Origin of the sequence: Microbacterium sp. PA5 (genome assembly GCF_049860775.1) — a bacterium.
Lineage (GTDB): Bacteria > Actinomycetota > Actinomycetes > Actinomycetales > Microbacteriaceae > Microbacterium.
In genome coordinates this window covers 2,238,803-2,253,203 of sequence record NZ_CP187567.1, presented here as the reverse complement: position 1 = coordinate 2,253,203, position 14,401 = coordinate 2,238,803, and the positions used below count along the sequence as shown (strand labels likewise).

13 protein-coding genes are annotated in these 14,401 nt (G+C 70.3%); 5 read left to right on the top strand and 8 right to left on the bottom strand.

The features are described from left to right. Positions 1–91: 91 nt before the first annotated feature. Positions 92–745: a fasciclin domain-containing protein gene (locus tag ACPWUT_RS10660; protein WP_284527898.1), complete on the bottom strand. Its 654-nt coding sequence runs from the start codon at positions 743–745 to the stop codon at positions 92–94. Positions 746–897: 152 nt separating this feature from the next. On the opposite strand from ACPWUT_RS10660, the gene ACPWUT_RS10655 reads away from it, so the two are divergent. From ACPWUT_RS10655 to ACPWUT_RS10635, 5 genes are all read left to right on the top strand, one after another. Continuing rightward, positions 898–2,631, top strand: a complete 1,734-nt coding sequence (locus ACPWUT_RS10655; RefSeq protein ID WP_425837376.1) for a cytochrome c biogenesis protein DipZ — start codon at positions 898–900, stop codon at positions 2,629–2,631. A 33-nt stretch (positions 2,632–2,664) separates the two neighbouring features. Beyond that, positions 2,665–3,264 carry an ECF RNA polymerase sigma factor SigK gene (sigK, locus tag ACPWUT_RS10650; protein WP_284527896.1) on the top strand — a complete coding sequence of 200 codons (600 nt, stop codon included), beginning with the start codon at positions 2,665–2,667 and terminating at the stop codon, positions 3,262–3,264. Then, positions 3,261–4,286, top strand: coding sequence for an anti-sigma factor domain-containing protein (locus ACPWUT_RS10645; protein WP_425837372.1), 1,026 nt, complete (start codon positions 3,261–3,263; stop codon positions 4,284–4,286). Before sigK ends, ACPWUT_RS10645 begins: the two co-directional genes overlap by 4 nt. Before the next feature lie 25 nt (positions 4,287–4,311). Next, a complete protein-coding gene (locus ACPWUT_RS10640; RefSeq protein ID WP_284527894.1) occupies positions 4,312–4,950 on the top strand; it encodes a DNA-directed RNA polymerase subunit beta in 639 nt (212 codons plus the stop codon). A 294-nt stretch (positions 4,951–5,244) separates the two neighbouring features. After that, positions 5,245–6,129, top strand: coding sequence for an aminodeoxychorismate lyase (locus tag ACPWUT_RS10635; RefSeq protein ID WP_425837369.1), 885 nt, complete (start codon positions 5,245–5,247; stop codon positions 6,127–6,129). 134 nt (positions 6,130–6,263) lie between these two features. Here the strand turns inward: ACPWUT_RS10635 and pstB are convergent, their stop codons facing one another. From pstB to ACPWUT_RS10600, 7 genes are all read right to left on the bottom strand, one after another. Next, positions 6,264–7,043, bottom strand: coding sequence for a phosphate ABC transporter ATP-binding protein PstB (pstB, locus tag ACPWUT_RS10630; protein WP_284527892.1), 780 nt, complete (start codon positions 7,041–7,043; stop codon positions 6,264–6,266). A gap of 32 nt (positions 7,044–7,075) precedes the next feature. Beyond that, entirely contained in the window at positions 7,076–8,185 is a 1,110-nt protein-coding gene (gene pstA / locus ACPWUT_RS10625) for a phosphate ABC transporter permease PstA (RefSeq protein ID WP_284527891.1), read from the bottom strand. Further along, positions 8,185–9,132, bottom strand: a complete 948-nt coding sequence (gene pstC, locus ACPWUT_RS10620; RefSeq protein ID WP_284527890.1) for a phosphate ABC transporter permease subunit PstC — start codon at positions 9,130–9,132, stop codon at positions 8,185–8,187. The genes pstA and pstC overlap by 1 nt, the downstream gene beginning before the upstream one ends. A gap of 73 nt (positions 9,133–9,205) precedes the next feature. Next, complete coding sequence (locus tag ACPWUT_RS10615) at positions 9,206–10,318, bottom strand: phosphate ABC transporter substrate-binding protein PstS (protein WP_284527889.1); 1,113 nt, start codon at positions 10,316–10,318, stop codon at positions 9,206–9,208. A 172-nt stretch (positions 10,319–10,490) separates the two neighbouring features. Further along, positions 10,491–11,429 (bottom strand): NUDIX hydrolase, encoded by a 939-nt coding sequence (locus ACPWUT_RS10610; protein WP_425837364.1) that lies wholly within the window; start codon positions 11,427–11,429, stop codon positions 10,491–10,493. Next, on the bottom strand, positions 11,426–13,606 hold the full coding sequence (locus ACPWUT_RS10605) for an RNA degradosome polyphosphate kinase (protein ID WP_284527887.1): 2,181 nt from the start codon (positions 13,604–13,606) through the stop codon (positions 11,426–11,428). Before ACPWUT_RS10605 ends, ACPWUT_RS10610 begins: the two co-directional genes overlap by 4 nt. Before the next feature lie 42 nt (positions 13,607–13,648). Next, positions 13,649–14,359 carry a response regulator transcription factor gene (locus ACPWUT_RS10600; RefSeq protein ID WP_284527886.1) on the bottom strand — a complete coding sequence of 237 codons (711 nt, stop codon included), beginning with the start codon at positions 14,357–14,359 and terminating at the stop codon, positions 13,649–13,651. Between the last annotated feature and the right edge of the window lie 42 nt (positions 14,360–14,401).

Below are 14,401 nucleotides of genomic sequence, written 5' to 3'. Positions count from 1 at the left end.
ACACGAACGGCACCCGCCGAAGCTCTGCGCTCCAGCGGGTGCCGTCGTGCTCACCGTCCGAAAATCCCCGATACCGGAACGGGAAGCGGGATCACTCGGTCGGCGGCATCAGCACCGTGTCGATGAGGTAGACGGTCGCGTTGGCGGTCTGCACGCCACCGCAGATGACGCTGGCGTCGTTGACCATGAGCGCGTCGCCCGAGCCGGTGACCTCGACGTCGGCGCCGTTGACCGTGGTGTGCATGCCGGCGATGTCGGCGGGCTCGATCTGGCCGGGGACGACGTGGTAGGTGAGGATCGAGCTCAGCAGGTCGCTGTCGGTCTTGAGGACCTCGATGGTGTCGGCGTCGATCTTGGCGAAGGCGTCGTCGACCGGCGCGAAGACGGTGAACTCGTCACCGTTGAGGGTGTCGACGAGGTTGACGTCGGGGTTCAGCTGGCCGCTGACGGCCGAGACGAGCGTCGTCAGGAGCGGGTTGTTGGACGCCGCGACGGCGACCGGGTCCTGCGACATGCCCTGAACCGAGCCGGCACCGTCCGGAACGGCCTCGGCGTAGTCGGCGCAGCCGGGGCCCACGAGGTTGGCGGCGGGGTCGTTCTCCATGGCGGGGGCGCTCTCGCTCATCGAGGGCTCCGGAGCCGTGGACTCCTCTGCGGTGGTTCCGCCCATGGAACAACCGGCCAGCGCGAACGCCGCGGCGAAGGTGAGGGCGAGGGCTGCGGTGGTCTTCTTGGTGCTGAGCATGGCTTTTCTCCGTTTCTCAGGGCCGCCTCCTCTGGCGGCTTCAGGGGTTCTTCGGAGCCCTGTCGAGATCGGATGGGAAGAACTGCGAACACCGTCGGAATCAATCCGATGCGCGCTCGCCCACGAATGACTCCCGACGAAAGAGGGAGAACATGGATCTGATCATCATCGGCCTGCTGGGGGGACTGATCACGGGCATCTCGCCGTGCATCCTGCCCGTGCTCCCGGTCATCTTCCTCACGGGCGGCGCGCAGTCCGCCCGGTTCGACAAGGGCGACGGCGCCTCGGCCGACGACGGTCCGCTCCCGGCGCGCCGCAGCCGCCCGTATCTCGTGATCCTGGGCCTCGTGGTGAGCTTCACGCTCGTCACGCTCGTCGGCTCGCTGATCCTCGGTCTGCTGAACCTGCCGCAGGACATCATCCGCTGGGTCGGGATCGCGGTGCTGGTGGTGATCGGCGTCGGCCTTCTCATCCCTCGGTTCGAGCAGATCCTCGAGAAGCCGTTCCAGTGGCTGCCGCGCCGCGAGGTGCAGAACCGGGGGAGCGGATTCGGGGTGGGCCTCGCGCTGGGCGCCGTCTTCGTCCCGTGCGCGGGTCCGGTGCTCGCCGCCATCATCGTCGCCGGCGCGACCGGGCGCATCGGCGCCGACACGGTGCTGCTCACGGCATCCTTCGCGATCGGCGTCGCGATCCCGCTGCTGGTGTTCGCGCTGGCCGGTCGGGGACTGGTCGAGCGGATCCGCGCCTTCCGCAAGCGCGAGCGGGGCCTCCGGATCGCCGCGGGCGTCGCGATGCTGGCGCTCGCCGTCGGCCTGGTCTTCAACGTGCCGCAGGCGCTGCAGCGGCTGCTGCCCGACTACACCGCGCAGCTGCAGCGCGACCTGACCGACAACGAGCAGGCCGCGGAGGCGCTGGGGCTCGGCGGTCTCGTGAACGACGAGAACCGCGACCTCGACAAGTGCACGAACGGCGCCGACGAGCTGGAGTCGTGCGGCACGGCGCCGTCGATCAAGGGCATCGAGAAGTGGCTGAACACGCCCGGCGGCGAGGGCATCGACCTCGCCGAGCTCCGCGGCGAGGTCGTGCTCATCGACTTCTGGGCCTACTCCTGCATCAACTGCCAGCGCTCGATTCCGCACGTCGTCGCGTGGGATGAGGCCTACCGCGATGCGGGGCTGCAGGTCATCGGCATCCACTCGCCCGAGTACGCGTTCGAGAAGGACGCCGCGAACGTCGAGGCCGGCGCCCGCGACTTCGGGATCACGTACCCGGTCGCGCTCGACAACAACCTGTCGACGTGGACGAACTACCGCAACCGCTACTGGCCGGCCCACTACCTGATCGATGCGTCGGGCACCGTGCGCCACATCTCGTTCGGTGAGGGGAACTACGCGGCGACCGAGAAGATGATCCGCGAGCTGCTCGAAGACGCCGACCCGGGCGTCTCGCTCCCGGCCGCGACCGATGTGGACGACACGACGCCGGACGTCGGATCGACGACGCCCGAGACGTTCCTCGGCTCGTCGAAGGACCGCAACTTCGCCGGTCCCGACGCGTACGGCCAGGGCGAGGACACCTTCGCGTTCCCGGCCGACCAGGCGCCGGACACCTTCGCGCTCGACGGCGGATGGAACGTGCAGACCCAGTTCGTGACCCCGACCGGCGACGAGGCCCGGGTGCGCCTGACGTACCGCGCGTCCGAGGTCCGCATCGTGGCGGCGGGCGAGGGAACCATCACCGCCGATGTCGACGGGGAGACCTCCACGATCGACGTGGGCGGCACCCCGCGCTCCTACGCGGTGCTGGAGCCCGGCGATGCCCGCGAGGGCGTCATCACGCTCGAGGTGCCCGCCGGAGTCGAGGTCTACTCATTCACGTTCGGATGAGCAAGGGTTCGGAGTTGATCGAGGAGATGGTGCATGCTTGTCGAGATGGTCATCGACGGGGTGGAAGTGCGCGAGGACGGCGAGAGCGCCGATCGCGTGGCGGAGCTGCTCATGCGCATCGCCGACCGTGACGAGAGCGCCTTCGGCAGCCTCTACGACATGCTCTCCTCCCGCGTGTTCGGCCTGATCCTGCGCGTGCTCGTGGACCGCGCGCAGAGCGAGGAAGTACTGCAGGAGGTCTTCCTCGAAGTGTGGCAATCCGCTGGCTCGTTCGCTCCGAATAGAGGACAAGGGAGGTCGTGGGTTCTCACGATCGCACACCGACGGGCCGTCGACCGGGTCCGGTCCGCGCAAGCGGCCGGGGAACGGGACGTGCGCGCCGGCATGCGGGAGCTGAACACCGCGGCCGCCGGAGTGGAGGAACAGGTCGAGCTGCGCATCGAGAGTCGGCGCGTGGCCCGGGCGCTGCAGGCCCTGCCTGAGCTGCAGCGGGAAGCACTGACCCTCGCCTACTTCGGCGGCTACTCTCAGAGCGAGATCGCTGCCATGAGCGGGACTCCGCTCGGAACGATCAAGACCCGAATGCGCGACGGCCTGTCGCGCCTGCGCACCGAGATGGGGGTGACCGTATGAACATCCAGGACTTCGCCGACCTGTCGGCAGGCCGCGCCCTCGGCGCACTGTCCCCCGACGACGAGGCCGCCTTCCAGGAGGCTCTGCGCGAGCACCCCGAATGGCAGGGGATCGTCGACGCCGACCTCGAGACGGCCGCCACCCTCGGCGAGTCGGTCGCCCCGGTGGCGCCCCCGCTGGCGATGCGCTCGCAGCTGCTCCGCCTGATCCGTGCCGATGCCGAGTCGCCGGTGGAGGCTTCGGCCCCCGCGGACGACCGGGCCGCCGACGACTCCGCCGCGGACGACACCGTCGCCCTCCCTCGGGCCGCCGTCCTCGCGGACGACACCGTCGCCCTCCCTCGCGCCGCCGCCCCCGCTGACGACACCGTCGCCCTCCCGCGCGCCGCCGTCCCCGCCGACGACACCGTCGCCCTCCCGCAGTACGCCGAGGTGGACGCGCCGGCCGACGAGGCGGACGCGCCGGCGACGCCGCCCATCCCCGAGAAGGCCGCACCCGAAGAGGCCGCCCTGCGTGCGGCAGCTCCGCCGACCGAGATCGTCCAGGCCATCCAGCGCCGCACGTGGACGCGCGGCATGTTCGCCCTCGTCGCCTCGATCGCCCTCCTCGTCGGCATCGGCTGGGGTGTGGGCGCGGTCACCGACGCCCTCCGCACGCCTCCCGCGGTCGCCACGCTCGCCCAGATCGAGGCGGCGCCCGACGCGCAGGAGGCCACGAGCGAGCTCAGCGGCGGCGGCGAGGCGACGCTCCACTGGTCGCCGTCCCTGGGCGAAGCGGTGATCGTCGCCTCCGGGCTTCCCGAGATCGAGGCCGACCGGACGTTCGAGATGTGGTTCCTGCGCGACGGCACGCCCGTCTCCGCAGGCACCTTCGACTCGGCCGACGGTGAGGCGACGGCCCTCCTCGCGGGCGAGATCCAGACCGGCGACGGCGTGGCCGTGACGGTCGAGCAGGAGGGCGGTTCCCCCGACGGGGCGCCGACCACCGATCCCATCGTGGCGATCGTCCCGGCCGAGGCGTGATCTCACGCGGGTAGCCTGGAAGGCGATGTCCGACGACCCCCGCGCCTTCCACAAGCCCGTTCGGCGACCCGCCGAGCTGTTCGACCGACTCTTCAGCGCCGAGGACCCCGCGGAGGTGTCGCGCGTGGCGCACGCCACGGCGGTGGCCCTCCTGTCGCGGGTGCGGGAAGAGCCGGCCGATGCGGTCGTCGACCGTCTGATCGCCTTCACCGACGAGCACGGGATCGACACGATCGCGGAGCTCTGGTCGCGGGCGCCCGCGAAGTCGCTGCCCGGCACCCTGTGGCGGCTCTACCTGCTGCAGCTGATGGTCCACGACGACGCCCGATCCGCGGCGCTGCTGTACGAGCGGGGCCGGGTGCGCCTGGCGACCGCCGATCATGTGGTGGCCGGTGCGCCGACCCCGGCCGGACCGGACGAGCTGGTCTCGCTCAGCGACTCCATCCTGCGCGGGGTGTTCAGCGGCGACTTCGCCGTCGCGCTGGAGCGGGCGGCGTCGTTCTGCCGCGTGGAGGCGGCGGGCGCCGCCGACCTCGCCGACGACCACGACCGCACCGAGCCCGAGCGGGCGACCGCGTTCACGACCCGCGCGCTGCGGCTGACGACCTACGCCGAGGACCTGTCCGCCGCTGCCGCCCTGTGGCGCCGGGACTCGCTCACCTGACCCGCGGAGCCGCGCGGCACGTGCGCCGGTCGGGGCTCGCGGTGGGCATGAAGATGCCGGGCCGCAGAACGCCTCTCGGCGCGGTGCCGCTCGAAGCGGCAAAAGATGGAGCCCGGGGTTACTGCGGCCCGGCTGTACCAGTGTAACCGGACCTCGCGCCGACCTATTCCCGTGCCGAAAGCAGGGTCGATCGATGCGATCTACCCCTGCGGGACGGGCCGGGGTCGATCCGCCCTGCTTTCGCCACGCGTCCGGCCTCGCACCCGTTCCCCGCACCCGGCCTAGGCTCTAGCCATGGCCTGGCGATACGCCCTCATGATCACCCCTGTCGACGCGGATGCCGCCGACACCGACTTCTCGCCGACGTTCGCGGAGATCGACCCGTCGGCGCCGGCGCTGACCGTGGGCGAGCTCAGCACGCAGCGCGGCGACGGCATCTTCGAGTCGATCGGTGTCGTCGACGGGCACGCGCAGGAGGTCGAGGCCCACCTCGACCGTCTCGCGCACTCCGCCCGGCTGTGCGACCTTCCGGCGCCCCACGTCGGGCAGTGGCGAGAGGCTGTGGCGCGAGCCGCCGCGCACGCCGGCTCGGGCGAGGCGGTCATCAAGCTGATCCTCAGCCGCGGCGTGGAGCACGGCCCGGCACCGACCGCGTGGGTGACGGTCGCCTCGGCGGCGGACTTCACTGCGGCCCGCACCGACGGCATCCGCGTCGTGACGCTCGACCGGGGCTACGACATCGATGTGCCCGCCCGTGCGCCGTGGCTGCTGCTGGGGGCCAAGACGCTGTCGTACGCGGTGAACATGGCCGCCATCCGCGAGGCCAAGCGCCGCGGCGCCGACGATGCGGTGTTCGTCTCGTCCGACGGCTTCGTGCTGGAGGCGCCGACGGCCTCGCTCATCCTGCGCCGGGGCGACACGTTCGTCACGCCCGCCCCCAACGGCGGCATCCTGCACGGCACGACCCAGCTGAGCCTGTTCGAGCACCTGGAGGCCCGCGGGTTCGCCACCGCCTACGAGACGGTCCCGGCCGCGGACCTGGCGTCGGCCGATGCGGCGTGGCTCGTGTCGAGCGTCCGCCTGGCCGCTCCCGTCATCGCCGTCGACGGCGCGGCGCTCCCGCACGATGCCGAGCTCACCGCCTCCCTCAACGCCTACCTGCTGAGCCCGCGCGACTGAGCCCCGCCGGAACGACGATGTCCCACTTCCGGTCGCTTCGCCGAGGCGGAAGCAGCCGGAAATGGGACAGGGTCCGCTGAGATCGGGACAACGGCCACCGTAAGTGGGACAACCGTGGTGGTGGGCGTGGCTGATCAGCCGAAGCGGCCGGAGACGTAGTCCTCGGTGGCCTGGACCGACGGGGTGGTGAAGATGGTGCCCGTCTCGTCGTACTCGATGAGCTTGCCGGGTTTGCCGGTGCCGGCGATGTTGAAGAACGCCGTCTTGTCGGAGACGCGGCTCGCCTGCTGCATGTTGTGGGTCACGATGACGATCGTGTACTCCTTCTTGAGCTCCTGGATGAGCTCCTCGATCGCGAAGGTCGAGATCGGATCCAGGGCCGAGCACGGCTCGTCCATGAGGAGCACGTCCGGAGACACGGCGATCGCGCGCGCGATGCACAGACGCTGCTGCTGACCGCCCGACAGGCCGGAGCCGGGCTTCTCGAGGCGGTCCTTCACCTCGTTCCAGAGGTTGGCGCCGCGCAGCGACTGCTCGACGAGCGCGTCGGCGTCGCCCTTGGAGAGCTTCTTGTTGTTGAGCTTGACGCCCGCCAGCACGTTCTCCTTGATGCTCATCGTCGGGAACGGGTTGGGGCGCTGGAAGACCATGCCCACCTGCCGGCGCACCAGCACCGGGTCGACGCCGGGGCCGTACAGGTCGTCGCCGTCGAGGAGGACCTCGCCCTCGACGCGCGCACCGGGGATGACCTCGTGCATGCGGTTGAGGGTGCGCAGGAACGTGGACTTGCCGCAGCCGGAGGGGCCGATGAACGCGGTCACGCTGCGCGGCTGGATCTCGAGGGACACGCCTTCGACGGCGAGGAAATCGCTGTAGTAGACGTTGAGGTCGTTGACTTCGATGCTCTTGGACACGTCGGGTTCTTTCTGGAAGGAGCGGATGCCGGTCAGCGGCCGAACTTGGGGGCGAAAACCCGCGCGATCAGTCGCGCGAGGAGGTTCAGCACCATGACGATCAGGATGAGGGTGAGGGCGGCGGCCCAGGCGCGGTCGACGTACGCCTGCGCGGGGATGCCCTGGTTCATGAACTGCGCGTAGGCGAAGACCGGAAGGCTCATCATGCGGCCCTCGAACAGGTTGTAGTTCATCGAGGCGGTGACGCCGGCCGTCAGCAGCAGCGGTGCCGTCTCGCCGATCACGCGGGAGATAGAGAGCATGATGCCCGTCGTGATCCCGGCGATCGAGGTCGGCAGCACGACCTTGACGATGGTGAGCCATTTGGGCACGCCGAGCGCATAGGAGGCCTCGCGCAGCTCGTTGGGCACGAGCCGCAGCATCTCCTCGCTGGAGCGCACGACGACAGGGATCATCAGCACGGCGAGGGCGACCGAGCCCATGATGCCCAGCCGGATGCCCGGGCCGAAGAAGAGCGCGAAGACCGCGTACGCGAACAGGCCCGCGACGATCGAGGGGATGCCCGTCATCACGTCGACGAGGAAGGTGATGCCGCGCGCCAGGCGCTTCCCCTCGCCGTACTCGATCAGGTAGATCGCGGTGAACAGGCCGATCGGGATCGAGATGACCGCCGCGGCGAGCGTGATGAGCAGCGTCCCGACGATCGCGTGCAGGGCGCCGCCGCCCTCGCCGACGACGTTGCGCATCGACATGGAGTAGAAGTCCGCCGAGACGCCCGCCACGCCGTTGACGACGACGGTCCAGGCGACCGACACGAGCGGGATCATCGCGATCAGGAACGCGACGGTGACGACGCCGGTCACCAGCCGGTCGACACCGCGCCGACGGCCCTCGACGAGGCTCGAGACGACCGTGATCAGAACGAGGTAGACGACTCCCGTGACGACGGCCCATCCGGCGACGGCGAACTCGCCGTCGGAGGCGAGCGACAGCACGCCGAACAGCAGCGCGCTCAGGCCCGCCGTGCCGGCGAGGAGCGCCCACGGGGTCCAGCGGGGGAGGTGCCCGCTCGTGAGCGAGCGGGTGGGCCGCGAGGCGGAGACGATCGTCGGTCCCTGGGGCGGAGCGGAGACGGCGGACATCAGTTGGCTCCCGAGAATTCCTTGCGGCGGCTGACGATCCAGCGGGCCACCGCGTTGACGGCGAACGTCACGACGAAGAGGATCAGGCCGGTGGCGATGAGCACGTTGATGTTGGTGCCGTACGCCTCAGGGAAGGTGAGCGCGATGTTCGCCGGGATCGTCCCGGGGTTCTCCGCGGTGAAGAGACGGAACGTGACGATGTTCGCGACCGAGAGCACCATGGCCACGGCCATGGTCTCCCCGAGCGCGCGTCCGAGGCCGAGCATCGACGCCGAGACGATGCCCGAGCGCCCGAACGGGAACACGGCCATCCTCACCATCTCCCAGCGGGTGGCGCCGAGGGCGAGGGCGGCCTCTTCGTGGAGCACCGGGGTCTGGAGGAAGATCTCTCGACAGATCGCGGTGATGATCGGCACGACCATGACGGCCAGGACGATCGCGGCGGTGAAGATCGTGCGGCCGGTGCCGGAGACGGTGCCCGCGAACAGGGGGAACCACCCGGCGTTGACGTTGAGCCACGCGTACACCGGCTGCACCGCCGGAGCGAGGACGAGGATGCCCCAGAGGCCGAACACGACCGAGGGGACAGCGGCCAGGAGATCGACGATGTAGCCGAGCCCCTGTGCCAGGCGGCGGGGCGCGTAGTGCGAGATGAAGAGGGCGACCGCCACCGACAGGGGGACCGCCATGACGAGGGCGAGGATCGACGCCCAGATCGTGCCGAAGGCGAGCGGCCACACGTAGTCCCAGAAGTCGGACGTGAGGATCGACGCCGTGGCGGATGTGGCCGTCAGGCCGGGGATGGACTGGACGATCAGGAAGATCGCGACGGCGGCGAGCGTGACGAGGATCATCGTCCCGGCCGCCAGCGCCGTGCCCGAGAACCAGCGGTCGCCCGGGCGCTGCTTGGCCGGTGCGGCCGACGCCCGGCTCGTGGTGGTCGTCATGATCTCCAGTCTCCTCGGTATTGATGACGCGTGCACGGCCCGGCGGAGTGCGCCGGGCCGTGCACGTTCAGGGTCACTCGGTGACGATCAGGTCCAGCGCGGACTGCATCGCGGTGCGCTGCGCGTCGCTGATGGGGGCGCTGCCGGCGGCGGAGGCCGCGGCGTCCTGGCCCTCGGGGCTGATGACGTACTCGAGGAAGCCCTTCACCAGCGGCGCGGCCGAGGCGTCGGTGTACTGCTCGCAGGCGATCATGTAGCTGACGAGCACGATCGGGTAGGCGGCGGAGTCCGGCGTGCGGTCCAGCGCGATGGCGAGGTCGCCCTCGGTCCGGCCCTCCTCGAGCGGCGACGCGTCGACGACGGCGGCGGCGGCCTCCGGCGAGAACGGGACGAACTCGTCGCCGATCTGCACCGCGACCGTGCCGAAGTCGGCGGCACGCGAGGCGTCCGCGTAGCCGATCGCACCGTTGCCGCCCTGCACCGCGGCCACGACGCCCGAGGTCTGGGGCGCGGCCTCGCCGCTGTCGAGCGGCCACACGCCGTCGGGCTCCCAGGTCCAGACGTCCGGAGCGGCCTGGTAGAGGTAGTCGGTGAAGTTCTCGGTCGTGCCCGAGTCGTCGGCGCGGTGGACCGGCGTGATGGCCAGGTCGGGCAGCTCGACGCCCTCGTTGGTCGCGGCGATGGCCGGGTCGTTCCAGTTGGTGATCGTGCCGGCGAAGATGCCCGCGACGGTGGCGGCGTCCATGTTCAGCGTGTCGATGCCGTCGAGCGTGAAGATGACGGCGATCGGCGAGATGTACGACGGGATCTGGATGATGTCGGTGTCGGGAGCGCACGCGCTGAACGGTCCGGCGGCGATCTCCTCGGTGGTGAAGGCACGGTCCGAGCCGGCGAAGCCGACGGCGCCGGCCTGGAACGACTCGCGACCCGCACCCGAACCGGACGGGTCGTAGGTGACGGTGGCGCGCTCGTTGGTGGTCTGGAAGCCGGCGGCCCAGGCCTGGACGGCGACATCCTGCGCGGACGAGCCGGCGCCGGCGAGCTCACCGGACAGCGTGGGCGCTTCTCCGGCGGGGTCGGAGGTCGAACCGGTGCCGGGAGTCCCCTCGTTGGCGGCGCAGCCGGTGAGTGCGAGAGCCGCGATGGCGGCGACAGCGCCCAGCTGGGCGATGCGGTTGAGCTTCACTGTGAGATCCTTCGGGTGTCAGGGTGCGGCCCTGGTGCAGGGCACGACCGTGACGGTAGACATCGACTCTTAAGAGAGTGCGCTGTGTCGGTAAACGGAAGGTGAACAGTGCCGGTGCGGCGCGGAGAACCGCGGGATCCCCCGGTCTCCGGGCGCAGCCCGGGAGCGCCGGTCAGACCTTGGGCTCGTGCGTCTCGATCGCGACGATGCCCGAGCCGGGATTGGTCGCCGACAGGTGCACGACCGAGAAAGCCGCCACCTCCAGCGCCGATGCGCTGCCGAGGTACGACCCGCGCAGCGTGCCGGTCGCGAGGGCGAGCTCGCTCATGATGTCCGGCAGCACGGGGCCGTGGCTGCACAGCACGGCGGGCTTGCGCGCGCGCACGCGCTTGCCGACGACGGCGCGCACGTCGGAGGTCCCGTCCTCCCAGGCGTCCTGGCCGATGAGCGGCGTGCGCTCCATCTCCTTGCCGAGCGCGGCGGCGAGCGGGGTGACGGTGGTCACGCAGCGGACCGCGTCGCTCGTGACGATCTTGCGGGCCCCGAAGGTGCGCAGCGGCCCCACGAGCGCGTTGGCCTGCTTCGCGCCCCGGGCGGTCAGCGGGCGCGCCGCGTCGGCGCCGGTCCACTCCTCGCGGGGGGTGGCCTTGGCGTGGCGCAGGACGATGATCGGGAAGGTCGAGAGGATGCCGTCGCCGACGAAGGTGAGGAAGTTCTCGAGGATCTCGATGTCGACCGGATAGCTGAGGTGCTTCAGAGCCCGCTTGGGACTCATCCACTCGATCGCGGCGATCTCCTTGTTCGGCACGAACCTCGACGCGCGGATGGCGTCGTCGGTGGCCTCGGCCGCCCAGTAGTGGACGATCTTCTGACGCTTGCTCGGCATCCGGTAGCGGGAGACGCCGACGGGGATGCCCAGGCGCACGCGGATGCCGGTCTCCTCGAAGATCTCGCGCGCGGCCGTCTCGGCGAGGGTCTCGCCCGGGTCGACCTTGCCCTTGGGCAGGGTGACGTCGGCGTACGCCGTGCGGTGGATCACGAGCACCTTGAGCTTGCCGTCGACCACGCGCCAGACGACCCCGCCCGCGGCGTACACCGCGGTGTCGGTCATCGCACCGCCCTCGCGCGACGGCGCCGTTGGATCTGCGTCATCGTCCTCTCCTGCAGGTCGATGAGCGGCGCGCCGTCGGCGTCGGTGCTGTGGCGCGTCCAGACCCCCTCGGCGCCGAGGTGCCAGGAGCTCGTCCCCTCGGACATGGCGAGGTCGAACAGGTCGACGAGCTCCTTGACGTGCGCCGGTGCGACGACGCGCACGAGCGCCTCCACGCGGCGGTCGAGGTTGCGGTGCATCATGTCGGCGCTGCCGATGTACACCTGCGGGTCGCCGTCGTTCGCGAACGCGAAGATGCGCGAGTGCTCGAGGTAGCGCCCGAGGATCGAGCGCACGGTGATGTTGTCGCTCACGCCCTCCAGGTCGGTGCGCAGGGAGCAGATGCCCCGCACCCAGACGTCGACGCGCACGCCCGCCTGGCTGGCGCGGTACAGCGCGTCGATGATCTGCTCGTCGACCATCGAGTTGACCTTGATGCGGATGTGCGCGGGCTTGCCGTCCTGCGCGTGGCGCCGTTCCTTGTCGATGTGGCGCAGCAGGCCCTTGCGCAGGTGCAGAGGGGCGACGAGGAGCCGCTTGAACTTCTTCTCGATCGCGTAGCCGGACAGCTCGTTGAACAGACGGGTGAGGTCCCTGCCCACCTGCTCGTCGGAGGTGAACAGGCCGAAGTCCTCGTAGAGCCGGCTGGTCTTCGGGTTGTAGTTGCCCGTGCCGATGTGGCTGTAGCTGCGGAGCATGCCGTCTTCCTCGCGGATGACGTGGAGCAGCTTGCAGTGGGTCTTGAGCCCCACGAGGCCGTAGACGACGTGCACGCCCGCCTTCTCGAGCTTGCGCGCCCAGACGATGTTCGCCGCCTCGTCGAAGCGGGCCTTCACCTCGACGAGGGCGAGCACCTGCTTGCCGTTCTCGGCGGCGTCGATGAGCGCCTCGACGATGGGGCTGTCGCCCGACGTGCGGTACAGCGTCTGCTTGATGGCCAGCACGTGCGGGTCGCGCGCGGCCTGCTCGAGGAAGGCCACCACGCTCGTGTTGAACGACTCGTACGGGTGGTGCACGAGGACGTCGCCCTTGCGGATGGCGGCGAACAGGTCGGCGCGCCCGTTCTGCTCCGCGGGCTGGAACGCCGCGGCCGTCGTCGGCACGTGCGCCGGGTAGCGCAGCTCCGGCCGGTCGATGCGGCCGAGGTCGAACAGGCCGCGGAGGTCGAGCGGTCCCGGCAGGCGGTAGACCTCCTGCGCGGTGATGTCGAGCTCGTTCAGCAGCAGGTCGAGGGTCACGTCGTCCATCGACTCGGTGACCTCCAGCCGGATGGGAGGCCCGAACCGTCGGCGCAGGAGCTCGGCCTCCAGGGCCTGGATGAGGTTCTCCGTCTCGTCCTCCTCGATCACGACGTCTTCGTTGCGCGTGAGGCGGAAGGCGTGGTGCTCGAGCACCTCCATGCCCGGGAAGAGGTCGCCGAGGTTGTTGGAGATGAGCTCCTCGAGCGGCAGGTACCGCGAGGGAGCGTCGGTGCGCGAGGTGTCCGGGCGGGGCACCTCCACGAAGCGGGGGAGCATCGGCGGCACCTTGAGGCGGGCGAACTCCTGCCGGCCCGTGCGGGCGTTGCGGATGCGGATCGCGAGATTCAGCGACAGGCCGGAGATGTAGGGGAAGGGGTGGGCGGGATCCACGGCGAGCGGCATGAGCACCGGGAACACCTGGTTCTGGAAGTACCCGTACAGGTTCTCGCGGTCGGACTCGGAGAGGTCGTCCCAGGTGACCACCTCGATGCCGCCCTCCGCGAGGGCGGGCTTGACGAGGTCCTGCCAGACCGCGGCGTGGCGCAGCTGCAGGGCGTGCGCGTCGGCGGAGATGTCGCCCAGCACCTCCTGCGGCGCACGGCCGACGTTGGTGGGGATCGCGAGACCGGTCATGATGCGGCGCTTGAGCCCCGCGACGCGCACCATGAAGAACTCGTCGAGGTTGCTCGCGAAGATCGCGAGGAAGTTGGCCCGCTCGAGCACCGGCAGGGTGGGATCCTCGGCCAGCTCCAGCACGCGCTGGTTGAAGGCGAGCCAGCTGAGCTCGCGATCGAGGTACCGGTGGTCGGGCAGCTGGGAGTCGGCGAGCTCGACGGCGTCGAAGTCGTCGTCGTCGGCGTCGCCCAGGCCGGAGTCGGTCACCGCGGTGTCGATCATCCCCTCATCATTGCAGGGCGACGTGACCGACGCGTTAACCGATCAGGCCTCCGAGCGCTCGCGGGGCGAGGCGATCTGGTCCTCTTCGTAGACGTTGAAGCGGTAGCCGACGTTGCGGACCGTGCCGATGAGCTGCTCCATGTCGCCGAGCTTGGCCCGCAGGCGCCTCACGTGCACGTCGACGGTGCGGGTGCCGCCGAAGTAGTCGTAGCCCCACACCTCGCTCAGCAGCTGCTCGCGGGTGAAGACGCGCGACGGATGGGTCGCGAAGAAGTGGAGGAGCTGGAACTCCTTGTACGTGAGGTCCAGCGGCTTGCCGTGGACCTTCGCGGAGTACGACGACTCGTCGATCGTGACGCCCGAGGTCTGGATGCGGGTGGAGACGGGGTCCTTCGTCATCCGGCCGATCGCGAGGCGGATGCGGGCGTCGACCTCGGCGGGACCGGCGCCGACCAGGATGACGTCGTCGATGCCCCAGTCGGTGGAGACGGCGGTGAGGCCGCCCTCGGTGACCACGAGCACGAGCGGCGCGTCGAGGCCGGTGGTGTTGAGGATCTTGCAGAGCGACTTCGCCCCCACCAGGTCCACGCGCGCGTCGACGAAGATGACGTCGGCGCTCGGGGCGTTGACCAGCTGAGCGGGCTCGGCGGGGATCTGGCGCACCCGGTGGCTCAGGAGCTCGAGCGCGGGAAGGACCGCTCCGCCTCCCGGTGTGGAGGAAGGTGCGGAGCTCAAGACGAGAAGCTGAGCCAAGAGGGTCCTTCCCGGTCCGGATGCCGGAACCGTGCCCCCATC